Annotated in this window: 17 protein-coding genes; 10 read left to right on the top strand and 7 right to left on the bottom strand. The window is 60.7% G+C overall.

Annotated features, from left to right (window positions below):
- Nucleotides 1-66 precede the first annotated feature (66 nt).
- The 5 genes from GFER_RS04720 to alr all read right to left on the bottom strand — a co-directional run bounded on the left by GFER_RS04720 (nt 67) and on the right by alr (nt 5977).
- Nucleotides 67-390, bottom strand: coding sequence for a cytochrome c3 family protein (locus tag GFER_RS04720; RefSeq protein WP_040096501.1), 324 nt, complete (start codon nt 388-390; stop codon nt 67-69).
- Nucleotides 391-516: 126 nt separating this feature from the next.
- Complete coding sequence (gene purD / locus GFER_RS04715) at nt 517-1794, bottom strand: phosphoribosylamine--glycine ligase (protein WP_040096499.1); 1278 nt, start codon at nt 1792-1794, stop codon at nt 517-519.
- 110 nt (nt 1795-1904) lie between these two features.
- A complete protein-coding gene (purH, locus tag GFER_RS04710) occupies nt 1905-3470 on the bottom strand; it encodes a bifunctional phosphoribosylaminoimidazolecarboxamide formyltransferase/IMP cyclohydrolase (protein ID WP_040096497.1) in 1566 nt (521 codons plus the stop codon).
- A gap of 67 nt (nt 3471-3537) precedes the next feature.
- Nucleotides 3538-4749 carry an ASKHA domain-containing protein gene (locus GFER_RS04705; protein WP_235264002.1) on the bottom strand — a complete coding sequence of 404 codons (1212 nt, stop codon included), beginning with the start codon at nt 4747-4749 and terminating at the stop codon, nt 3538-3540.
- 106 nt (nt 4750-4855) lie between these two features.
- On the bottom strand, nt 4856-5977 hold the full coding sequence (alr, locus tag GFER_RS04700) for an alanine racemase (RefSeq protein ID WP_040096494.1): 1122 nt from the start codon (nt 5975-5977) through the stop codon (nt 4856-4858).
- Nucleotides 5978-6139: 162 nt separating this feature from the next.
- Between alr and GFER_RS04695 the strand changes: the two genes are divergently transcribed.
- The 6 genes from GFER_RS04695 to GFER_RS04670 all read left to right on the top strand — a co-directional run bounded on the left by GFER_RS04695 (nt 6140) and on the right by GFER_RS04670 (nt 15259).
- Entirely contained in the window at nt 6140-6328 is a 189-nt protein-coding gene (locus GFER_RS04695) for a CooT family nickel-binding protein (RefSeq protein WP_040096492.1), read from the top strand.
- A 112-nt stretch (nt 6329-6440) separates the two neighbouring features.
- Complete coding sequence (gene thiD, locus GFER_RS04690; RefSeq protein ID WP_052445962.1) at nt 6441-7853, top strand: bifunctional hydroxymethylpyrimidine kinase/phosphomethylpyrimidine kinase; 1413 nt, start codon at nt 6441-6443, stop codon at nt 7851-7853.
- 187 nt (nt 7854-8040) lie between these two features.
- Nucleotides 8041-9348 (top strand): phosphomethylpyrimidine synthase ThiC, encoded by a 1308-nt coding sequence (gene thiC / locus GFER_RS04685; RefSeq protein WP_040096489.1) that lies wholly within the window; start codon nt 8041-8043, stop codon nt 9346-9348.
- 154 nt (nt 9349-9502) lie between these two features.
- Entirely contained in the window at nt 9503-10600 is a 1098-nt protein-coding gene (locus GFER_RS04680; RefSeq protein WP_040096487.1) for an efflux RND transporter periplasmic adaptor subunit, read from the top strand.
- Nucleotides 10597-13773 carry an efflux RND transporter permease subunit gene (locus tag GFER_RS04675; protein WP_040096485.1) on the top strand — a complete coding sequence of 1059 codons (3177 nt, stop codon included), beginning with the start codon at nt 10597-10599 and terminating at the stop codon, nt 13771-13773. Before GFER_RS04680 ends, GFER_RS04675 begins: the two co-directional genes overlap by 4 nt.
- 241 nt (nt 13774-14014) lie before the next feature.
- Nucleotides 14015-15259, top strand: a complete 1245-nt coding sequence (locus GFER_RS04670; RefSeq protein ID WP_235264001.1) for a ChaN family lipoprotein — start codon at nt 14015-14017, stop codon at nt 15257-15259.
- Between the two features lie 52 nt (nt 15260-15311).
- On the opposite strand, the gene GFER_RS04665 is transcribed toward GFER_RS04670, so the two are convergent.
- Nucleotides 15312-15626, bottom strand: coding sequence for a DUF3024 domain-containing protein (locus tag GFER_RS04665; protein ID WP_040096482.1), 315 nt, complete (start codon nt 15624-15626; stop codon nt 15312-15314).
- 416 nt (nt 15627-16042) lie between these two features.
- Nucleotides 16043-17023, bottom strand: coding sequence for a class II fructose-bisphosphate aldolase (locus GFER_RS04660; RefSeq protein WP_040096480.1), 981 nt, complete (start codon nt 17021-17023; stop codon nt 16043-16045).
- Between the two features lie 228 nt (nt 17024-17251).
- On the opposite strand from GFER_RS04660, the gene GFER_RS04655 reads away from it, so the two are divergent.
- The 4 genes from GFER_RS04655 to GFER_RS04640 are packed head-to-tail and all read left to right on the top strand — an operon-like array spanning nt 17252 to nt 23969.
- Entirely contained in the window at nt 17252-19303 is a 2052-nt protein-coding gene (locus GFER_RS04655; protein WP_040096479.1) for a TonB-dependent receptor plug domain-containing protein, read from the top strand.
- Nucleotides 19291-19956 (top strand): YfiR family protein, encoded by a 666-nt coding sequence (locus tag GFER_RS04650; protein ID WP_052445961.1) that lies wholly within the window; start codon nt 19291-19293, stop codon nt 19954-19956. Before GFER_RS04655 ends, GFER_RS04650 begins: the two co-directional genes overlap by 13 nt.
- Nucleotides 19953-21962, top strand: a complete 2010-nt coding sequence (locus tag GFER_RS04645) for a hybrid sensor histidine kinase/response regulator (RefSeq protein ID WP_052445960.1) — start codon at nt 19953-19955, stop codon at nt 21960-21962. Before GFER_RS04650 ends, GFER_RS04645 begins: the two co-directional genes overlap by 4 nt.
- Nucleotides 21963-23969, top strand: a complete 2007-nt coding sequence (locus tag GFER_RS04640) for a TonB-dependent receptor plug domain-containing protein (protein WP_052445959.1) — start codon at nt 21963-21965, stop codon at nt 23967-23969.
- Nucleotides 23970-23972: the final 3 nt, after the last annotated feature.

Below are 23972 nucleotides of genomic sequence, written 5' to 3'. Positions count from 1 at the left end.
ACAACAAAAAACCGACGCGCCGGAAGACCGGGCGTCGGTTTGGGGATGGGCAGAATGAGCGAGGAATCAGCGGATATGACAGTCCGTGCAGGCGGTGCTGATACCTTCCTCACGGTGGCAGCCTTTACACTGCATGTGAAAGGCATCGGTTTTTTTGCGCGCGTCTTCCAGCACCCCATGACAGGAGCTGCACTTGGGAAAGTCACCGGTGTGATGACAGGCGGTGCAATCCGGCACCCAGTGGGCGTGGTCGACGTGACTGAAATGCACCTCGCCGAGTCGCGCCGGGAAAATCACCTCATCGGGAACTTCGCCCTGCGCCTGTTCGGCGAAAACCGGCGCTGCGGCAAACAACAACAGTATCAACGCGACAGGCCAAAGAATTTTCATGGTACAGACCCTCCTGAGCTGGAAACCAATCCGTTTCAAAAACATTAAGGCCCATACACCTTTTTGTCAAGTAAAACACTCGGCCTTTCAACCGATTCGTCGCATAAGGCTGCGCGCAGCGGCTTCTCAGTTGTCGCGATTCAGAGCCTTCCGGCCAATATCGCTACGGTACTGTGCCCCTTCCCAGGAGATAACCTTCACGCCCTGGTAGGCCTTGTCGATGGCCTGCGCGACGGTCTTGCCCAGGCCGGTAACACCCAGCACGCGGCCGCCCTTGTTGATGACCTGGCCGTCCTTCGAAGCGGTGCCGGCATGGAAGACGATAAGGTCATCGATTTTTTCCGCATCGTCCAGGCCGGAAATGGGAAAGCCGGTCTGCGTATCGCCGGGATAGCCGCCCGAAGCCATGACCACACAGACCGCCGCTTTATCATGCCACTCAAGTTCACTCTGGCGCATTTCACCGCGCGCGCAGCCCAGCAGCACCGGAACGATGTCGGATTTGAGGCGTACCAGCAGCGGTTGGGCTTCAGGATCGCCGAAGCGGGCATTGTACTCGATAACTTTCGGTTTACCTTTGACAATCATCAGACCGATGTAAATGATTCCGGCATAAGGACAACCCTCGCGCTCCATGCCACTGATGGTGGGGCGCACAATTTTATTGACGATTTTCTCATAGAGTTCCGGCGTGACCACCGGCGCCGGTGAATAGGCGCCCATGCCACCGGTGTTGGGCCCCTGGTCGCCGTCGAAAATCTGTTTGTGGTCCTGCGCCGAAGCCAAGGGCAGGATATTTTTACCATCGGTAAACACAAAGAAAGAGGCCTCTTCACCTTCCATGAATTCTTCGATGACAACTTCGGCACCGGCTTCACCAAAGGCCCCGGCAATCATCATGTTGTCCACCGCCGCAACGGCCTCATCAATGCTTGCCGCCACCACCACGCCTTTGCCGGCGGCCAGGCCGTCGGCCTTGACCACGATGGGCGCACCCTGGTTGCGAATGTAAGCCACGGCTTCGTCGCGATCGGTGAAGCGCCGATAGGCGGCTGTAGGTATGCCGTATTTGGCCATGAGATCCTTGGAAAAACCTTTGCTCCCCTCCAGACGCGCAGCCGCGCGGGAAGGGCCGAAAATAGTCAGGCCGGCGGAGCGGAAGCGATCGACGATGCCCAGGGTAAGAGGCGCTTCGGGGCCGACCACCGTCAGATCGACATCCTGCTCCAGAGCAAATTCGAGCAAGGCATCGATATCGGTTGCGGCAATAGGTACGCATTCGGCATGGCGGGCGATTCCGGGGTTACCCGGTGCGCACCAGACATGCGACACCCGAGACGATTGAGCGATCTTCCACACCAGCGCATGTTCACGACCACCGCCACCGACAACCAGAATCTTCATTGACCTTGCCTCCTGAGATAAATTCTTCGTAGGGGCGCAGCATGTGCGCCCTTGGACAAATACCACCACCGCCGACACCGGGCGCAGCATGCTGCGCCCCTACGCCACCATCAATGCCGGAAATGCCGCATGGCGGTGAACACCATGGCCATGCCGTGTTCGTCGGCGGCGGCGATGACCTCCTCGTCGCGAATGGATCCTCCGGGCTGGATGACCGCAGCGATACCGGCCGCGGCGGCATTGTCGATGCCGTCGCGGAAAGGGAAGAAGGCATCGGAAGCCATGACCGAGCCCTTGACATCAAGCTTCGCATGCTCGGCCTTGATGGCGGCGATGCGAGCCGAATTGACGCGACTCATCTGTCCCGCGCCGACGCCGATGGTCCTGCCGGCCCTGCCGTAGACAATGGCGTTGGATTTGACGAACTTGGCCACCCGCCAGGTGAAGAGCAGATCCTCCATCTCCTGGTCGCTGGGCTGGCGTCTGGTCACAACCTTGATCTCGTCGAGCAGGGCGAGATCCGTATCCTGCACCAGCAGCCCGCCGTTGACCCGCTTGAAATCCAGACGATCCATCGACTGTTCGGACCAGAACCCGCATTCAAGCAGGCGCACGTTCTTCTTGGCGGCCACCACCTGCGAGGCCTCGGCGCTGACCCGCGGAGCAATGATGACCTCGACGAACTGCTTGTCGACGATCGCCTTGGCGGTGGCGGCATCGAGTTCGCGGTTGAAGGCGATGATGCCGCCGAAGGCCGATTCGGGATCGGTGGCAAAGGCCCGCTCATAGGCTTCGAGAAGATTCGCGCCCAGGGCGACGCCACAGGGGTTGGCGTGTTTGACGATGACACAGGCCGGCCCCTCACTGAACTGCTTGACGCATTCGAGGGCGGCATCGGTGTCGCCGATATTGTTGTAGGACAGCTCCTTGCCCTGCAACTGGTGGGCGGTGGAAATGCAGGCCTCGCGGATTTCCTTTTCCACATAAAAGGCGGCTTTCTGGTGGGGATTTTCCCCATAACGCATGCCCTGCGCCTTGTGAAACTGCAGACTCAGGGTCGGAGGGAAATCCCTGGTCTCCTCGCCGAGTTTTTTACCCAGCCAATTGGAGATGGCCCCGTCGTAGGCCGCGGTGTGCTGATAGACTTTGACCGCCAGGCGGAAATTGGTGTCTCGGGAAACCGCGCCCTGACTGGCCTTCATTTCCGCAAGAACGCCGGAGTAGTCGCCGTGGTCGACGATAACCGTAACGTCGCGATTATTCTTGGCGGCGCTGCGCAGCATGGTGGGGCCGCCGATGTCGATGTTCTCGATGGCATCTTCAAGAGTGCAACTCTCTCTGGCGACGGTGGCTTCGAAGGGGTAGAGATTGACCACCACCATATCGATGGGCTCGATGCCATGTTCGGCCATGGTCGCGACATGTTCGGGATTGTCGCGCAGACCGAGCAGCCCTCCGTGGACCTTGGGATGCAGAGTTTTGACCCGTCCGTCGAGCATTTCGGGGAACTTGGTGAAATCGGAAACGTCCTTGACGACCAGACCGCTGTCGCGCAGCAATTTGGCGGTACCACCGGTGGAGAGGATCTCCACCCCGAAACTGGCGAGTTCGCGAGCGAATTCGACAATGCCGGTTTTGTCCGAGAGACTGATGAGAGCACGCTTGATGGCGGCCATGAAGCAATCCTTTCCCATAGGTTTAGAATGCCGAAAAAACAAAAAAAACCGACGGTGACGGCGGTTTTCAGAAATTGAGCGCTGCGATAAAAGCCTTTTCGAAGGCAGGGGTGCCGGACAGGGGATAAGGGCGCAGGGCCGCGGCCAATTGCGCCACTCGCGACTCAGCTCCGGCGGTGGTCAGAAAACGCTCGACGCCTTGCAGGGCTCCATCCACCTCAAATCGCACTTTTTCTATCACGGATTCCGGCAGCATGGCAACTTTTTTCAGGGTTTTTCGCCCCAGGGAGGTGCCGAACGCGCCCGTGACCACCACCTCGCGCAAGGCTTCGGGATGCGCCCCGGCACGCTCCAGCAGACAGGCGACTCCAGCATGCACCGCCCCCTTGGCGAGCTGAAAGGCGCGAATGTCTTCCTGGGTAAGATAGAGGTCGGTTGCGGCATCGCGATAAAGGCGCAGCACCCGTTGCCCATCCTTTTCGCCAAGATAGCGTGCCAGGTTGGTCGCCACCTGCTCCGGTGCGCGCAGGGTTCCGGCCTCATCAATCAGTTCACCCGCCAACCCTGCGGCCACCGCCGCCACCAGGCCGCTGCCGCAGATACCGCGCGGGACGCCCTGACCCACCACCTCAAGCACCAGGCGATCTTCGACCAACCGCACCCCCTCGACCGCCCCCGCGCAGCGCTGCATGCCGCAGGTGATATCGCCTCCCTCGAAGGCTGGTCCCGCAGCGACCGAACTGACCAGCCAGTTTCCCCCGGCATAGAGCGCGAGTTCGGCATTGGTGCCGATGTCGACCAGCAGGGTGGCCTCGGCAGGCTCGCCGCGACCAAACAGAAAGGCCGTCAGGTCACCCCCCACATAGCCGGAGACCAGGGGAAAGAGATAAACCGGACAGGGGAAATCAAGCCCGAAGCGGGTGGCCGGGAAAAATGCGCCGCCGCGAAAGGAAGGACGATGGGGAGGAAACAACAGACTCTCGACCGGCTCGGCGGCCAGCAAATGCGCAATGCCCGGATTCGCGGCAATCGCCACCACCGCAAGTTCCTCGCGGCCCGCGCCAGCCTGGCGCAATAGCTCGCCACTCAAGGTGCGCACACCACCCGCCAACTGCTCTTGCAGCTCAAGGGCCCGCCCGTCCCGCGCCGCCTCCAGGCGCCGAATAATATCACCGGCTACCACGCCCTGGGGATTCGAACAACGCCCCGCGGCCCGCACCGCCCCGGACGCACCGAGCAACCGCCCGACCAGTGTGGTCGTACCGAGGTCCAGGGCCAAGCAAAGGCTGTCCTTTGACAAAGGCTTTCCGTAGTCCGCAGTCCGTGGTCCGTGGTGTTTCAAAACCTCTCTAATCCCCCTGACAACTGACAGCTGACCAAAAGTTTTAGCTTTTGAAAATTCTCGGCACCCGCTTGCTCACCTGGCAGAACACCTCGTAGGGAATGGTGCCGATCTTTTCCGCCCAGTCCTCGGCGCGGATCCATTGGCCGTCGGCCTGTCCCAAGAGGGTCACTTCGTCGCCGACCTGCACGCCGGGCACGTCGGTGACGTCGATCATGGTCCAGTCCATGCAAACAGTCCCGGCCACCGGGACGCGGCGGCCGCGCACCAGCACCTCGCCGCAATTGGTCAGGCGCCGATTGTAGCCGTCGGCGTAACCCACCGGCAGGGTCGCTACCAGGGTCGGTCGCGTGGCGATGAATCGATGCCCGTAACTCACGCCGCTGCCCGTCGGCAGGGTCTTGAGGAGGGCGATGCTGGTGCGCCAGTGCATGACCGGCCGCAGATCGAGGCGGCCCGCGAAATGGCCCGACGGCAGGGCCCCGTAGAGTACGATACCGGGCCGCACCAGGTTACATTCAGGGATGTCGTGAGCAAAGAGCGCGGCGCTGTTGTCGATATGCAGAAAACGCGGACGATGGCTGGCCTCGCGCACTCTGGCCAAAGCACGGCGAAATCGTTCAACTTGCTCGGCCGTGAAGGGATGCCGGGGCTCGTCGGCCACAGCCAGATGCGACATGACCCCGTCGATGCGCAGGTTGGCGAGCTTATTCAATTCAGGCAACATATCCTGCAGTTCGCCGTTGAAAAAGCCCACCCGCCCCATGCCCGTATCGATTTTTATATGACAACCGAGGATGCGCCCCGCGCTTTTTGCGGCGGCATTGAGGCGCCGGGCCGTAGTCAGATCAAAAATGCAGGGGATCAGGTCGGGCTCGAAGAAGCCGGCCTCCTGCCCGGGATAGATGCCGCCAAGGATTAATATCGGCGCACGAATGCCGGCGGCACGAAGCTCCCTGGCTTCTTCCAGCAGAGCCACGCCGAACAGATCGGCCCCTTCGGATTCCAGCGCACGCGCCACGCCCTTGGCGCCATGCCCATAGGCATCGGCCTTGACAACGGCCAGCACCTGCCGACCGGCGCCGGCCTGACGGCGCACCAGACGAAAATTGTGGCGCAAAGCAGCGAGATCGATGTCAACATGGGTGGGGCGAGCAACGGGCATGACGATGGAATTTCCCCCGAGACGTTTGTGGGCAAGACTTCTTATTTACCATGGCCACCAAGGCATGTAAAGCGCGCAGATTCACGCTCTTCGGATCAAATCTGTTGACACCCCCGCGCGATTGCTTTAGCTTCGGAGGGCAGGACTTACAGGAGGTTTGCCATGTGTTTAGATCCCGGCCATTTTCATCTCGTTCTCGGCGACGAAGAACGCACCTTGCAGCATGTCACCTCGATCCTTGCAGGCAAAGAGGGCTTGCGCCTGATTGACGCCTTCGGCAAGATCGAAAACATTACCGGCGCCATCGAAGAGATCGATCTGCTCAACCGCCGCATCGTCATTGCCGCCTGAGATCCACACGACGGGTCTTCGACCGCCACCCCGACTCGTTTAATTTATCGCCGCAGCGGTCCCGCGACCGGTCGCGGCGATTTTCGTTTTGCCCCAAACTCCAGAGGCTTGCATGTTTCACGGACTTTATCTGATCAGCGACGCCGCCGATGTCCAGGCCGAAAAAATCATCGCGCAAGCCCTGCGCGGCGGCGCGCGCATTCTGCAATATCGCGACAAACAGCGCCCGCCGGAACAGCGGCTGGAAGTCGCTGCGCGCCTGCGGCGCCTGTGTCGCGAGACCGGAGCCCTATTCATCGTCAATGATTCGCCGCAACTGGCTCGCGATTGCAATGCCGACGGTGTGCACCTTGGGCAGAGCGACGCCGGGGTGAGCGAAGCGCGCCTGCTTCTGGGCACTGACAAACTCATCGGAGTCTCGACCCGCACCGTCGAACAGGCCTTGAAGGCCCAGAGTCAGGGTGCCGACTACATCGGCCTGGGCAGCATGTACCCCACCGCCAGTAAGGACGACGCGGTGGTGGTCGGAGTTGACACCCTGCGGCGGGTGCGCAAAGCCGTGCAGATCCCCATCGTCGCCATCGGCGGCATCGATAGGGAGGGAACCGCCGAATTGATTGCCGCTGGAGCCGACGCGGTCGCGGTGATCTCTGCTGTCACTCAGGCGCCCGAGCCGGCCCTGGCAGCCCGGGAAATCGCCCTGCAGTTCAATTCCCGCCACACCTTCCCCCGCGGCCGAGTGTTGACCGTTGCGGGTTCCGACTCAGGCGGCGGTGCCGGCATTCAAGCCGACCTCAAAACCATTACCCTACTGGGCAGTTACGGCACCAGCGCGATAACCGCACTCACCGCCCAGAACACCCTCGGCGTGCGCAGCATCCATCCTGCCCCGGCGGATTTCGTCGCCGCGCAACTTGCGGCCATCCTTGAGGACATCGGCAGCGACACCCTGAAAACCGGCATGCTGTTTAATGCCGACATCGTCGCCGTGGTCAGCCGCGCTATTCATCGCCACAGTCTGATTTCCGTCGTCGACCCGGTGATGGTGGCCAAGGGCGGAGCGCCCCTGCTGGAGCAGGAAGCGGTCCGCGCGGTGCGTGACCTGCTGCTGCCCGAAACCTACCTGCTTACCCCCAATCTGCCCGAAGCCGAAGCCCTCTGCGGGATGGCAGTGCGCAACCTCGACGAAATGGAAGCCGCGGCGCGCAAACTTCAGGAGATGGGCGCGCGCAATGTGCTGATCAAAGGCGGGCACCTGGCCGGCGAAGCCGTGGATCTGCTGCTGGAGGGTGAGCGCCTGCATCGCTTCAGCGCCCCGCGCATCGCCACGACCAACACCCACGGCACCGGTTGCACCTTTTCTGCGGCCATCGCCACCTATCTCGCCCAGGGCCGGCCGCTGGTGCAGGCGGTCGCCGCCGCGAAAACTTTTATCAGCACTGCCATTGCCGGCGCCCGCCCTCTGGGAGGCGGTCACGGCCCGGTCAACCACTGGCAGGCGGCGCACAAAGGGCAAGAAGGGTAAGCACTTGCAGATTCTGCCATTTTTTCCGTGCCGTTTTTTTCTACCCGACCTATAATGTATACCCTTTTCAAAACCCAAAACCTTTGCTCACGGAGCAAATTTATCCGCCCTGATCAGATTTGATCCGTGTCCGAATTACACGTTTTCCAGGGTTTTGACATCTTTAAAGATCTGCGAGGTTTAGTCCATGACGCAACTTGAAGCCGCCCGCCAGGGCATCGTGACCGATCTCATGCGCCAGGCCGCGGCCGCCGAAGGCATCGACGCCGAAATCCTGCGCGCGCGCATGGCTGAAGGCACAGCCATCATCTGCCATAACGTCAAGCGCAAAAACGGCAGTCCCCTGGCCGTGGGCAAGGGCCTGCGCACCAAGATCAACGCCAATATCGGCACCAGCAAGGACGACACCAGCATCGACAAGGAGCTGGAAAAAGCACGTGTTGCGGTGCGCGCCGGCGCCGACGCCATCATGGATCTCTCCACCGGCGGGCCGGTAGACGAGATTCGTGCCGCCATTATCGCCGAAACCGGGGTGTGCATCGGCAGCGTGCCTCTTTACCAGGCCGCCGTCGACAAGGTGCTGCGCCAGAAAAAAGCTCTCGTCGACATGACCGTCGATGACATCTTCAATGGCGTCATTAAACACCTCGATGACGGTGTCGATTTCATCACCGTGCACTGCGGCGTGACCCGTGCCGTGGTAGAGCGCATGAAGAACGAGGGACGGCTCATGGATGTGGTGTCCCGCGGCGGATCCTTCACCGTCGAATGGATGGCCCACAACAACGCCGAAAATCCTCTTTACGAGTACTTCGACCGGCTGCTGGAAATCGTCAAGCCTTACGATGCCACTCTTTCCCTGGGAGACGGCTTCCGTCCCGGTTGCCTGGCCGATGCCACCGACCGCGCGCAGATTCACGAGCTGATCGTCCTCGGTGAACTGACCCAGCGCGCCCAGGAGGCTGGGGTGCAGGTCATGATCGAGGGTCCGGGCCATGTGCCCCTCAACCAGATCGAGGCCAACATCACTCTGCAGAAGCGCCTCTGCCACGGCGCGCCCTTTTACGTGCTCGGCCCTCTGGTGACGGATATCGCGCCGGGCTACGACCACATCACCTGCGCCATCGGCGGCACCCTGGCAGCGGCCGCCGGTGCCGACTTTCTCTGCTACGTGACACCCAGCGAGCATCTGCGTCTGCCCACCGTGGAGGACGTGCATGAAGGGGTCATGGCGTGCCGCATCGCCGCGCATGCCGCCGACATCGTCAAGGGGGTGCCCGGCGCCATCGACAAAGATATCGCCATGGCCCGCTGCCGGAAAAACCTCGACTGGGAAGGCCAGTTCAACCTGGCCATCGACCCCGATAAGGCCCGTCGTCTGCGCGCCGAGTCCGGTGTCGACGAAGAGCATGGCGCCTGCACCATGTGCGGAGAATTCTGCGCTTACCAGGTGATGAGCGACGGCAGCCGCCGGCGCAAAGCAGCCGCCGGCTGAGCCCTTGAACCCAAAAGCCCCGGAGCCACATGCTTCCGGGGCTTTTTTTTCGGCCCGCATCGGCCCTTCTTGACAGCAGGGCAGTCTGCGAAATAATTAAGCAGCTATAGTCCAGGCCTTGCCCGAAGCCGTCCGCCGAAAGGAAGTCTCCTCGATGCCCGCTCTTTTCGCACTGCTGCTGATTCTGCTCGCGCCTCTCAGCCTCCACGCCCAACCCCGCCCCGGCGGCGGTCCACCAGCCGCTCTCGTCGTCACCGCGCCGGTGGAGGAAGGGCAACCGCGCATTCCTACATCCCTGGTCGGCATCAGCGAGGCCCGCTACAGCACCGCGGTCGCCGCCGAGGTTGAAGGACTGGTGGAATCCCTGACCGCCCGGCGCGGCCGCCAGGTTGAGCAAGGCGCAGTGCTTGCGCAGCTGCGCACTTACCGGACCGAGCTGGCACTGGAGGAAGCCCGTGCCGCCCTGGGCGAGGTTCAGTCACGCATTGTCAAAGCGCAGGCCGATCGGCGCCGGGCGCGGGAACTTTTTGATCAGAACTTCATTTCCGAAGAGGAGTTGCAGAGCCGCGAGACCGAGCATGACGCCCTGCAGCAATCCGCCCAAAGCCGACGCGCCGCGCTGCGCAGCCTGGAGGACCGTCTGGCGCGCATGACCATCCGCGCCCCCTTCGCCGGGCGCATCGCCTTCGAGGCCACCGAGGTCGGCCAATGGGTGCGCGAGGGCGACGAGGTGGTGCACCTCGACGATCTGTCCGTGGTTCACGTCATGGTGCCGGTTCCCGAGCAGCATCTGTCACTGATCAGCCTCGGAAGCCATGCGCGGGTTCGCTTCGACGCCTTGCCCGGCCGCGACTTTTCCGGAAAGGTCAGCGCCATCATCCCGCGCGCCGATGCGGCGGCGCGCACCTTTCCGGTGCAGGTCGAGGTGGCCAATCCGCACAGCGAAATTCTCGGCGGCATGTTGGCACGGGTCAGCTTTACCCATGAACTGCAACAATCCGCCCTGCTGGTACCCAAAGACGCCTATGTGCTGCGCCCTGACGACGAGGGCTTCGTGGTGCGAGTGGTCGAGGGCAAAGCGGAAATCGTCGAGGTGCGAATTCTCGCCGCCGTAGCCGACACTTTTGCCGTGCAGGTGCGCAACGGGCGACTTGAAGCCGGCGACCGCGTGGTGATCCGCGGCAACGAGCGATTGCGCAGCGGTCAGGCCGTCCGCGAGGCGGCCACCAACGCCGGAGATTCCGGATCATGAGCCTCATCACTCTCTCGGTCAAACGCCAGGTCGGCGTCACCGTCGGGGTTCTGCTGGTGGTGCTGTTCGGCATGATCTCGCTGCTGCGTACGCCGATTCAGCTCACGCCGGAAGTCTCACGCCCGGAAATCACCGTCAGTACCCTCTGGCCCGGGGCCGCGCCTGAAGAGGTGGAAAAGGAGATCGTTCAGCGCCAGGAGGATGAACTCAAGGGCGTTGAAGGCGTCGTAGAAATGAAATCCGAGTCTCGGGACAGCCAGGGGCGCATCGTGCTGACCTTCGTTCCCGGCACCGACATGGATTCGGCCCTGCTCAAAGTCAGCAACCGCCTCAATCAGGTGCGCAACATCCCCCTGGATGCCGAACGGCCAGTCATCTCCACCGTCAACACCGACGATCAGCCCATCGCCTGGTTCGCCCTCAAGCCCGGCCCCGGCAACCCTAATCCCGTCTATACTTACAAAACCTTTGCCGAGGATTACATCAAGGCGCGCTTCGAACGTGTGCCCGGCGTGGCCCGCAGCAACCTGTTCGGAGGTCGCGAGCGGGAAATGCAGGTGATCGTCGACCCGGAAAAGCTTGCCGCCGTCGGCCTGACCCTGGGCGAATTCATCCGCGCTCTCGACGCCGAAAACGTCAATATATCCGCGGGGAGTTTCGACGAGGGCAAGCGCCGCTACCTGGTGCGCACTCTTGCCGAGTTGACCACTCCCGAGGACGTGGGGAATATCGCCCTGCGCACTGCGTCGGGGGAACGTGTTTTTGTGCGGGATCTGGCCGAAACCCGCCTTGGCTACGAGCAGCCGACAGTGTCGGTGCGCCAGATCGGCGAGCCGGCCATCGCCATCAATGTGCAGCGCGAATCAGGCACCAACGTCCTTGAGGTCATGGAGGGACTCAGGGAAGCACTGCGCGAACTCAACGCCGGCATCATCCCCGAGGAAAATCTCACCCTCGATCAAGTCTATGACGAAACGGAATACATCGATTCGGCCATCACCCTGGTCATGAACAACCTGTGGATCGGCGGCAGCCTGGCGATTTTGATTCTGCTGCTGTTTCTGCGCTCTGTCGCGCCGACTTTCATCGTCGCCACGGCCATTCCCGTTTCGGTGGTGGGCACCTTCATCGTCATGACCCTGTTCGGGCGCACCATCAACGTCATTTCCCTGGCCGGGTTGGCCTTTGCCGTGGGCATGGTGGTGGATAACGCTATCGTCGTGCTCGAAAACATCTATCGCCACCGGCAGATGGGCAAAGGCCGCCAGGAAGCCGCCATCGACGGCACCCGCGAGGTTTGGGGCGCGATCCTGTCCTCGACCCTGACCACCATCGCCGTGTTCCTGCCGATCTTTTTCATTGTCGAGGAAACCGGGCAATTGTTTCGCGACATCGCCATCGCCATTTGCGCCGCCGTCGCCCTCTCCCTGATCATTTCCGTTTCGGTGATTCCCTCCGCCGCCGCGCGCCTGCTTACGGACCGCGCCGTGGTGCGCGCAACCGACTCCGGCACCAAGCGCCGCGACCTGCGGGAATTGTTCGGTCTGGTCGCGCTCGCCGAGCGCTTTACCAACCATGTGGCCCGCGTCGTTTATTGGGTCAGTCGCCGGGTTTGGGTCTGTCTGGGCGTGGTTGTGCTGTTCACCGTCGGCGCCCTGGGCACGGCCTGGCTCCTCGCCCCCGAGGCCGAGTATCTGCCCACAGGCAACCGCAATCTGCTCATCGCAGTGCTGCTGCCCCCGCCGGGCTACAATGTCGAGGAATTCATCCGCATCGCCGAAGACCTTGAAGCCGACATCGCTCACTTATGGGATCCTGATTACGACGACCGCGGTCGCACCCCGGCCATGGGCCATTTTTTCTATGTCGCCTCGGGTCGCCAGATTTTCATGGGCACGCGCACCCGCGACCCGGCGCGGGTGCGCGAACTCATCCCCTACCTGCAGGAGCGCCTGGCGCAAACCCCGGGCATGATCGCCATCGTCGCGCAGACCTCGCTGTTTGAGCGCGGTCTCACGGCGGGGCGCTCCATCGAGGTCGAATTCAGCGGCGTCGACCTTACCCGCCTGGTCGACATCGGCAGCAAGGCCTTCGGCGCCCTTCGCGAGGAACTTCCCGGCGCCCAGGTCCGCCCGGTGCCAAGCCTTGATCTGGGCAATCCCGAGATCCGCGTGTTGCCCGACCGGGTGCGCCTGGCCGATCTCGGTCTGAGCGCCCGCGACCTGGGGATCATCGTCGATGCACTGCTCGACGGCCACCGCGCGAGCACTGTCAATGTCGACGGCAGCGAGATCGACCTGGTCGTCATGGGCGCCGAAGCTTTTGCCGGACGCACCCAGGATCTGCCCAATCTGCTGCTACGCGCACCGGGCGGGCAAAAGGTGCCTCTGGGGGCGGTCGCCGAAGTGCGACTGGTGGCCGGGCCGGAGCAGATCAATCGCTCCGAGGGAATCCGCACCATTGCCCTTGAGGTGCGTCCCCCCGAGGACATTCCCTTGGAAACCGCCATCGAAATCATTCAGACGCAGGTCATCGAACCCCTGCGTGCCGACGGTGTCCTGGGCAGCGATGTCCGCGTCCGCCTTGCCGGCACCGCCGATAAGCTGGAGGTGACCTTCGACGTTCTCAAGTGGAATTTTGTTCTCGCCCTGATCATCACTTACCTGCTCATGGCCGCATTGTTCGAGAGCTTCTTCTATCCCCTGGTCATCATGTTTTCCGTGCCCCTGGCCATGGCCGGCGGCTTTCTCGGCCTGTGGCTGGTGAGCAATCTGCTCACCTATCAACCCCTGGATGTTCTCACCATGCTCGGCTTCATCATCCTGGTGGGCACCGTGGTCAACAACGCCATACTCATCGTGCACCAATCGCTGAACTTCATGCGGGATCAGGCCATGGAGGCGCGTGAGGCCCTGCGCGAAGCGGTGCGCACCCGCATCCGCCCGATTTTCATGTCGGTGGGCACTTCGACCTTCGGGATGCTGCCCCTGGTGCTGTTTCCCGGCGCGGGCAGCGAGCTTTATCGCGGGTTGGGCAGCGTGGTCATTGGCGGGCTGGTGGTTTCAACCCTGTTCACTCTGCTGTTGGTGCCCGCCCTGTTCAGCCTGCTGCTCAGTTTGCGCACTCTGCTGACCGGGCGCGCCGCCAAGGGGGTGGAAGAAAGCCGAGGTTGAAGTGCCGTCGCTGCCGACCAGGGAAAAAAATTCAAAGGCGAGAAATGCAGGGTGGACAGAATGGACTGGGTGGACAAGGTGGACAGGATGAAGAGCGCTTTAAGCCCAAGCCTTGGTTTATTATCCTCTGTTCATCCTGTGCATCCCTGTTGATTGCCCTTGGGTGCTCAGATCTGTGGTCAGGGCTCTTGAGGTTTGTTATGATCCGCAATCCCCATAACTTGTTCAAGGAGTGTGCTCCATGCGTCTGTTCCCCCTTTTTTTGCTTCTCGCTCTGGTGGCGCTCATGAGCGCCTGCGCCCCCACCCTCACCGCGCCCCTCGGCGACCCACAGCGACCCTACGAACCCGAGCGGCCGCCGCAGGTCGGCGACATCCTGCACAATCCCACGGGTTTTTACGTCGACGAAGAGGCCATGCTCAACGCCGCCGCTGATGCCCGCATCGTCTATGTCGGCGAAACCCATGACAATCCCGCCGCTCACCGCGTCCAGCTCCAGGTTATTCAAGCCCTCGCCGCGCGTCATCCCGGGCAGGTCGCCATCGGCATGGAGATGTTCGTTCCGGCACAACAAGAGGTTCTGGATCGCTGGGTGGCTGGGGAATTATCGGAAAAGGAATTTCTCAGGGAATCCAGGTGGCACGAGGTCTGGCGCATGGATTTCGCCCTCTACCGCGACATCCTGCTGCTGGCCCGCGACCAGGGCATTGCGGTCATCGGCCTGAACGCCGAGCGCAGCCTGGTGCGCCAACTCAGCCTCCATGCGCCCGACGCCCTGCCGGACGAGGTGCGTGCCGCCCTGCCGGAGATGGATATGGACGATCCCTACCAGCGCGCGCTGATCGAGGCCATTTTCGCCGGCCATGAGGCGGGCCGCGGCGGTCTGGAAGGTTTTGTGCGCGTACAGACCCTGTGGGATGAGACCATGGCGGACAATATCGTCCGTTACCTCGCCGACCCCGCCAACGCGCGGCACCGCATGGTGGTGCTGGCAGGGGGCAACCACGTGCGCTTCGGCTTCGGCATTCCGCGACGCGTATTCCGCCGTCTGCCGACCTCCTATCTGATCATCGGCAGCAAGGAAATCCACATTCCGCCAGACAAGCAGGATCGCCTCATGGATGTGGACATCCCCCACTTCCCCATGCCGCCCTATGATTTCACGGTGTTCACGGAATACGAGGATCTGCCCGCGCCGCCGGTCAAACTGGGCGTTCTGCTCGAAAACGCCCCGACCGGCGTCGGCGTGGCCGGCGTCATGCCCGACTCTCCGGCGGCGCGCGCGGGTATTGAAAAAGGAGATGTGCTGCTGGAAATGGATGGAACAGAGTTGCAGGAAAGTTTCGACGTCATCTACCTGGTCCGCCGGAAACAACCCGGCGACACCGCCCACCTGCGCATTTTGCGCGACGGCACGGAGGTGGAGGCAAAAGTGGACTTCTTCATCCCGGAAGAAAATGAACAACCAATGACCAGGGACAAATAACCAAGAACAGCGTCACGGGGAAGAAGGCTTTGCCCCATCCCCGTGGCGCTTCTCACAAAACCTTATGAAACAGGTTGGCGGCCTGATCGCCGAACATCACTTCAAGCGCCAGGTGCAGCTTCTCGTAGGATGCGTAATAGTGCCAGCGGAAATCGCCGCTGATCCAGAACAGATCCCACTCGTCACGGCGCTCATCGAAAATCAACCGGCCAGCCGGCTCGTCAACGGCGCAAGCCTCGAAGTGGCTGATGTGGTTGAAGAAGACGACGTAACCGTTTCTCACGCTGGTCACGTGAACGTCGACGTTACGGGCGCTGAAAAATCTTTCAACAATGCGGCGGCTGAATTCGTTCGGATGCTTAACCATACTCTTGACTCCTCGATGCCGCTCGGAGGTGCGGCGCTGGTCCCCTCCCGACAGAAACCGGATCTTCATAAATAAACTCAAATCATCTTCTTGTTTTCTTATCGGATAAGAGCGATGAATATTTAATTTCTTTCGCTCTATATTTACTATTCTATCACCAGATGCAGTGCTCGTGCCGTATACGCGACCATTTTAGTAATATTTCGTTTTGGATAAAAAAAGAGGCCGCATTTCCCAAGAAATACGACCCCTTTTTCACCGCGGTTAAAACGAGCTTTTTTTTCTTGCAATTTTTTCCCACGCGATTTTGTTCAAATTTTAGTCAGAAATCGCGAAGGCAGTCAAAAATTCCGCGGCCAAACCACCTTCCGTGTCAAAAATGGTCAGCCGACAAGTCAAAAAGTGCCACTTTTGTCTCAGGCCTTACCGGCGCTGCCAAGGACGGTCTCGTTCTTATGCTTGATCAGCTTGATCAGCTCCTTGCGCGCGGCACCGAGATATTTGCGTGGGTCGAATTCGCCGGGATTGTTGGCCAGAAATTCGCGCACCCGCGCGGTCACCGCCAGGCGCCCGTCCGAATCGATATTGATCTTGCATACGGCACTGGCCGCAGCCCTGCGTAACTGCTCCTCGGAGACGCCGACCGCCCCTTCCAGCTTGCCGCCGTAAGCGTTGATCAACTCAACGTATTCGGGAACGACGCTCGATGCGCCGTGCAGCACGATGGGAAAACCGGGAATGCGCCGCTCGATCTCTGCCAAAATATCAAACCGTAGCGGCGGCGGCTCTTCACCCTCCTTGACCTTGAATTTGAAGGCGCCATGGCTGGTGCCGATGGAAATGGCCAGGGAATCCACGCCGGTCTTCTGCACGAAATCCTCAACCTCTTCCGGCCGAGTGTAGGTGGAATGCTCGGCCTGCACCTCATCCTCGATCCCGGCCAGTACGCCGAGTTCGCCCTCCACGGTCACATCATGGGCATGAGCGTACTCCACGACCTGACGGGTCAGCGCAACATTTTCCTCATAAGAATGGTGCGATCCGTCAATCATCACCGAAGAAAAACCCGAGTCGACGCAAGACTTGCACAACTCCAGGGTATCGCCGTGGTCGAGATGCAGGGCAATGGGGATCTGCGCGCCCATCTCGCGCACCATTTCCACGGCCCCCATGGCCATGTAACGCAGCATGGTCTGGTTGGCATAGTCGCGCGCCCCTTTGCTGACCTGCACGATGACCGGCGAAGACGTCTCGGCACAGGCAGTCACAATGGCCTGGAGCTGCTCAAGGTTATTGAAATTGTAGGCGGGAATGGCATAGCCGCCGTTGACCGCTTTTTTAAACATCTCCCGGGTATTGGCCAGACCCAGTTCCTTGTAACTGACTTTTACTCCCATCGGAATACGCCCTCCTTGAGGCAGGTGTGATTAACAAACTGTTTATTATACGCCACTGCTTATTTTACATGGCGGCGCCCGAAGGGCAAGCCTGAGGTTAAAAACATTGCTTGCCGAATCAATGCGCCAAAGCTTAACTTTCTCTCACCCCTAGTGACAAATTTGTGGTAAATACCTTTCCCATCTGGCAAAATGCAATTCTTTTTATTTTCACTTTTGGATGCGGTAATGCCATTTTTTCTGAAACGCTTTGCCTTTCCTGCGCTGCTGATCGTTCTCCTTTTGATCCCTCGCGCCTGGGCCGCACATAAATCTCTGACGGAATTCTCCCTCGAAGAGCTCATGGAGATCGAGGTCACCTCGGTATCCAAGAAATCCCAGCCTCTCTCTCAGGCCGCGGCTGCGGTTTTCGTCATCAGCGCTGAAGATATCCACCGCTCTGGCGCCACGACCATTCCCGATCTGCTGCGCCTGGTGCCGGGCATGCAGGTGGCTAAGCTCGATGCCAACAAATGGGCGGTCAGTGCGCGCGGTTTCAACGGCCGCTTCGCCAACAAGCTGCTGGTCATGATCGATGGGCGCAGTATTTACCTCCCGGTGTTTTCCGGTGTTTTCTGGGAAATGCACGATCTGGTTCTCGAGGACATCGAGCGCATCGAGGTGATCCGCGGGCCCGGTGGCAGCCTGTGGGGCGCCAATGCCGTCAACGGCGTCATCAATATCATCACCCGCCATGCCGCCGACACCCGGGGCACCCTGGTGAGCGCCGCCGCCGGCACCCAGGAGTACGTCTCCGTTGCCCTGCGCCAGGGGCTGCGGTTGGACGACGACTCTCATCTGCGCCTCTACGCCAAATATCGTGGCCACGGCGAGAACGATGCCGCAACCCATGACCCCGCCGATGATTTCTACAATCTGCATGCGGGGCTACGCTGGGACCGGGAGATCGATGCGCAAACCTCCATGATGCTCTCAGGCGAGATTTCTCAAGGCAAAAGCGGCCAGACAATTGTCGAGCATTCGCTGAGCGAACCTTTTTTCCGCCAGGTGGACGATGATACCGAGCATGGCGGCGGATTCCTCCTGGGGCGCTGGGAGCGGCGGTTGCGCGACAGCGACGAAATCCGGGTTCAGGGCTACGTTGATCGTTCTCGCTATGAGGATCTGGGTTTTGACTATCGCCTGCATACCTACGACCTGGAATTTCAACATCGCTTTGTGCCCCTCGCCCGCCACGAAGTGACCTGGGGCCTGGGTTATCGGCGCACGGCTGATCGCCTGGTGGACACGCCCCTGACTTTTTTTCCTCCGCGAAAGCGCACCGACCACCTGTACAGCGCTTTCGCTCAGGATCGCATAACTATTGTTGCCGATCTCCTGGAGGCAACCGTCGGCGCGAAATGGGAGCATCACGACAGCTCCGGCCTGCAATTCCAACCGACTCTGCGCCTGCTCTACACCCCCGGGCCCCAGCACACCCTCTGGGCTGCCGCATCCAGGGCCGTGCGCACCCCCTCGCGCGGCGAAGATGACATTCGCATCAATATGGGTTTTTTCCCTCCTGACACGGCCCATAATCCGGCCGCGCCCCTGCCCACGCGGGTCGCAGTCAGCGGCCGGCGCGATCTGCAGGCAGAAACCGTGGATGCCTATGAGGCGGGCTACCGCTCACAGTTGCACCCCAGTCTTTTTGTCGACCTGGCGCTGTTCTATAATCGCTACAAAAACCTCCTCGGCGGCCGTATCGCCGGGTTTTCCCTGGCGGAAGAGCCCTTCGTCCACGGGGTCCTGGCCGTTGAAACCACGGATCGGATTGAAGGACGCAGTCACGGCGCCGAGGTTGCCGCAAGCTGGCGGGTGCTGGACAATCTGAAGCTGCAACTTGCCTATACCTTTTTGAAGCTCAAGATCAAAACACCGGACATCCCCGAACCAACCCTGAGCCAATTTGAAGACACCGAAGCTCCCAAACACCAAATTTCCCTGCGCTCGGCCTTCGCTGTCTCAGACAATCTTGATCTCGACCTCTGGCTCCGCTACGTAGACTCCCTGTCAAATGTAGCCGCCGACGTCAATGTTGAGAAAATCAGCGTACCCAGCTATATTACTCTCGATGCCCGCATCGCCTGGCGTCATCCTCATAAAAAGCTGGAATTCGCCCTTGTCGGACAAAATCTCCTGGAGCGCCGTCACGCCGAATTCGGCGGACACGATTTTTTTGAGGTGCTCGCCACCGAAGTCCCGCGCGGCATTTACGGCAAGGTGACATGGCACTTCTGACCCGCCTCACAGCGATACTCCTGCTCATCCTCGATTGCCTGGGGATCGACAGCAAGATTCGCCCCCGGCGAAATCGGGCATTTTTGTATCTGGTCGGCGTGTGCCTGTGCCTGGGGCTGCTCGGGGCAGTCGCGCCGCAGGTCAATGCAAGCCCATCTTCCACCAGCCTTGAAGAATACGAAGCCAAGGCCGCCTTCCTTTTCAACTTCGCAAAATTCGTTTATTGGCCTGAAACCGAAATATCCGCCGCGCCCACCAACGCGCCCTTCTGCATCGGGGTCATCGGGGAAAATCCCTTCGGGCCACACATCCAACGCCTGGAGGGCAGCACCATCGAAGGACGACCGGTGCGCATCAGCTTTCCGGACACGACAGCCGCCATCCGCGAATGCCAGGTGCTGTTCATCGCCGAGTCGGAAAGCGCGCGGCTTGAGGATGTGCTGGCGAGGCTGGAACTGTTTCCAACTCTCACCATCGGGGATATGGAGGATTTCGCGGCGCGCGGCGGCATGATCGAAATGTTCTTGCACGACAACCGCATCCGCTTTCGCATCAACCTGGACGCGGCGCACGCCGCGGGACTTGTTATCAGCTCGCGCCTGCTGCAACTGGCCGCCAACGCCGAAGAACTCATGCGGGGGCAGCATCCATGAAAGCTTTTTTCAGCCGCCTGCCTATTCGCCGCAAGCTCACGGCCATGACCCTGGTCACCAGCACCGTGGTTCTGCTCTTGACGGCCACGGCGTTTATCGCAATCGAAGTGGTCAGCTTTCGCGACAACGCCATCGACAAACTTGCTTCCCTGGCGCGCATTGTCGCCAACAACAGCCAGGCACCGCTGCTGTTTAATGATCCCGGGGCCGCCGATGACCTTCTGGGCACCTTGCGCGTGCAAAAAAACCTGATTGAGGCCGGCATCTACGACGCTCAGGGCAATCCGTTTTCGCTCCTGCAGATCACCCCGCCAGAGGGGCAGATTTCCTGTTGCTGCGAAACCAGCATTTCTCGGATTGAACCGCAGGAATCCGGGCATCATCAAATCAGGGCCCGTTCCCTGTGTTATTTTCAGCCGATTTATTTCGACACCGAATATCTCGGCCTCGTTCACCTCAAGACCGACATGGACGAACTCTTTTGGCGTCTGGCCTGGTTCGGGGCAGGCAGTCTCGCCGTTCTTGCCCTGTCTCTGGGCATCGCCTATCTGCTCGCATCGCGCCTGCAATCCATCATTTCCCAGCCGATTCTGAAACTGGCCGACGCCATGGAGGAAGTTTCACGCCACCGCAACTACGCCCTGCGGGTCGGGCGCGAGAGCAACGACGAAATCGGCACTCTGATGGACGGTTTCAACCACATGCTTGAGCAAGTCCAACAACGCGATCGCCAACTCGACGAACATCGCCAGGGGCTGGAGGAGCAGGTTTCTCACCGAACCGAGGAATTGTCCCAAGCCAATGCCACCCTGGCCGAAACCATCCAGAATCTGCGCCGCACCAAAGAGGCGGCCGAGGCCGCAAACCGCGCCAAGTCAACGTTCCTGGCAAATCTCAGCCATGAACTCCGCACCCCCATGGTCGGCGTCCTCGGCATGTCGGACCTGCTGCTTTCCTCCCCCCTCGACGAGCGGCAAAAACAGCTGACCGAAACCGTGCGCGGCTCGGGCGAGGCGTTGCTGGGGATTCTCGATGATTTGCTTGACATCGCAAAAATCGAGGCAGGGCGGCTGACGCTGGTCTCATCGGCATTTGATCCACACCAAATCATCGAAGATGCGGTGCGTCTGCTTGAAGTGACGAGCCGTAACAAAGGTCTGCGTCTCGGTTGTCACATCGACCCCGGCGTTCCCCATCATCTTCTCGGTGACGGCGGGCGCCTGCGCCAAATCATTATCAACCTGGTGGGCAACGCGGTGAAATTCACTCCCGCAGGCGCGGTACAAGTGGAGATGCGGCCCCTGAATATCGCGTCCGAAACTGCGCTGCTGCGCCTTGAGGTTCAGGATACGGGGATCGGCATCGAGAAAGAAGTACAGGAAAAGATCTTCGAAGCCTTTGCCCAGGGCGACAACTCAACCAGCCGCCAATACGGCGGATCGGGCCTGGGGTTGGCCATCGTGCGCGAATTGGTTCATTTGATGGGCGGCACGGTTGCGCTGCACAGCACCCCTGGGCAGGGAACGACCGTCACCTGTGAAATACCCTTTGCCGTCCCCAGGGAAGAGCCTGAGACATCCCTTGCTGAACAAGCCGGGTCAGGTGTCGCGCCTGCACATTCCCTTGGTACGAACGGACGCAAACGCATACTGCTGGCCGAAGACAACCCCACCACGCAGAAACTTATCGGCCTGCTTCTTGAGCCCCACAACCTGGCGCTAAAAGTGGCGCAGGATGGTGTTGAGGCCTTGGCGGCCGTTGCAGCCGAACGCTTCGACCTCATTCTTATGGATTGCCAGATGCCCGGCATTGACGGCTTTGAGGTGACTCGGCGTTTGCGCGCGGCGGGCGATCACACCCCCATCATCGCACTGACGGCCAACCTGCAGCGCAGCTTCCGCGAAACCTGCCTGCAAACCGGCATGAACGACTTCCTTGGCAAACCCTTCCGCCAAGCCGAATTACTCGCCCTCATCGAGCGCTGGCTGAGCCTCCCGGGAGAATAGATGAATTACCCTCTGATTGTTTTTCGTGGACTGAATTTACTCGTCGTGCTCCTCTGCGCGTCCCTGGCGTTGGGCGCCGGAAAACCTCTGACCGATTTTTCCCTCGAAGAACTGATGGCCATGGAAGTCACCACCCAGGCCAAAACACCTCAGCGCCTCTCTCAGACGCCGGCTGCCGTCTTTGTCATCACCGCCGATGACATCAGACGCTCGGGCGCCGTCACCATTCCTGATGTGTTACGCATGGTACCCGGCATGCATGTCGCGCACATCGACGGCAACAAGTGGGCGGTCAGTGCACGCGGCTTCAATGGTCGTTTCGCCAACAAACTTTTGGTGCTCATCGATGGACGCAGCGTCTACACCCCGACCTTCTCCGGGGTCTACTGGGACATCCAGGACACCCTGATGGAGGACATCGAGCGCATCGAGGTCATCCGTGGCCCCGGCGGCAGCCTGTGGGGCGCCAATGCGGTCAACGGTATCGTCAACATCATCACCAAAAGCGCCCGCGACACCCAGGGCGGCCTGGCCACGGCGCGCGCGGGAAATCTCGAGCGCGGCAGCGGGGCGCTACGCTACGGCGGCAAAACGGGCGACAATTTCTACTGGCGCGGGTTTGTGAAGTACTTCGACCGTACTCGCCATCATGGATTGCCGGGTGAAACGGCAGAGGGCGATTGGGACAGCCTGCGCGGCGGATTTCGCAGCGACTGGTACCCGGCGGCCGGTGAGCAGTTCACCCTGCAGGGCGAGGCGCACCAGACCCGCGCCGGAGCCCTGCGCACCGAGCCTCTTTTTACAGCGCCTTTCGCGCGACTCAACGACGAACCGACCGAAACCGATGGCGGATTTCTGCTGGCACGGCGCTCCTGGGAAACTGATGATTCCACGCGTTACCGCCTCCAGGCTTATGTCGATCACTTCCAACGCCGCCGCAACCTGCTCGACGAGGATGAAAGACGCACCACCCTGGACCTCGATTTTCAGCACGAATTCGCGCCGAATGCGTTGCTGGACATCACCTGGGGCCTGGGTTACCGCGTCAGCCGCGACGCCATTGACAGCGGGCAGGTCATCACCTACCGTCCTTCAAAAAAAACCGACCACCTGCTGAGCGCCTTTGCCCAGGCCGAACTGCCCCTGGTCGCCGAGCGACTGACCCTGTATGCCGGAGCCAAAGCCGAGCATTTTGAGTCCGTAGGGCTTGAAGTGCAACCCAGTCTGCGCCTGCTGTGGACTCCCTCCACCCGCCATTCCCTGTGGCTGTCGGCCTCGCGGGCAGTGCGCACTCCAAGCCGCACCGAAGAGGACGCCCTGATCGTTCTGTCCGTACGGCCCTTTGATCCTCCCTTGCCCCTGACTTCGGCCGGCAACACCAACATCGCTACCGAAAAGGTCACGGCCTTCGAACTCGGCTATCGCGGTCTGCTGAACGACAGGGTCTCCTTGGATCTTGCCACCTTTTTCAATTTTTACGATGATCTGCGAAATTTTGAAGGGGTTCCGGCCGCGTTTGTCTTGCCGCCGCCCCTGCCGCCACTCGACGCCCTCTTCACCACCCGCAACAGCGAGACCAAGGCTCGCTCCCACGGTTTAGAGGCGGCCCTGTCCTGGCAGGCGCATGAACGTTTGCGTCTCATGGGTGCATATTCCTATATTCTGCTGCATGTCGAGCCGCGCCTAGGCGAGGAGGACTTTGATTTCAGCGAGGAAAAAACTCCGCGGCACCAGGCCTCTCTGCGTGCCTGGCTGGACTTGCCCCATAACCTGGAGTTGAATACCTGGCTGCGCTATGTCGACGCCCTGGAACGCGGTCCCGTTCCTTCCTATCTCGAACTCGACACCAAGCTGGCCTGGGCGGTACGCGACAATCTGTCTTTTGCCCTTGTGGGCCGCAATCTTCTGGATAGTCGGCACCAGGAGTTCCCCGTCGAAAGCTTCCTGAAAAATTCCGTCACCGAGGTCCGCCGGCAGATCTTTGCCGAGGCGATCTGGAAATTCTGAGGC

Origin of the sequence: Geoalkalibacter ferrihydriticus DSM 17813 (assembly GCF_000820505.1) — a bacterium.
GTDB lineage: Bacteria > Desulfobacterota > Desulfuromonadia > Desulfuromonadales > Geoalkalibacteraceae > Geoalkalibacter > Geoalkalibacter ferrihydriticus.
The sequence above is the reverse complement of the archived record's forward strand: the minus strand, read 5'-3'. Positions and strand labels throughout refer to the sequence as shown.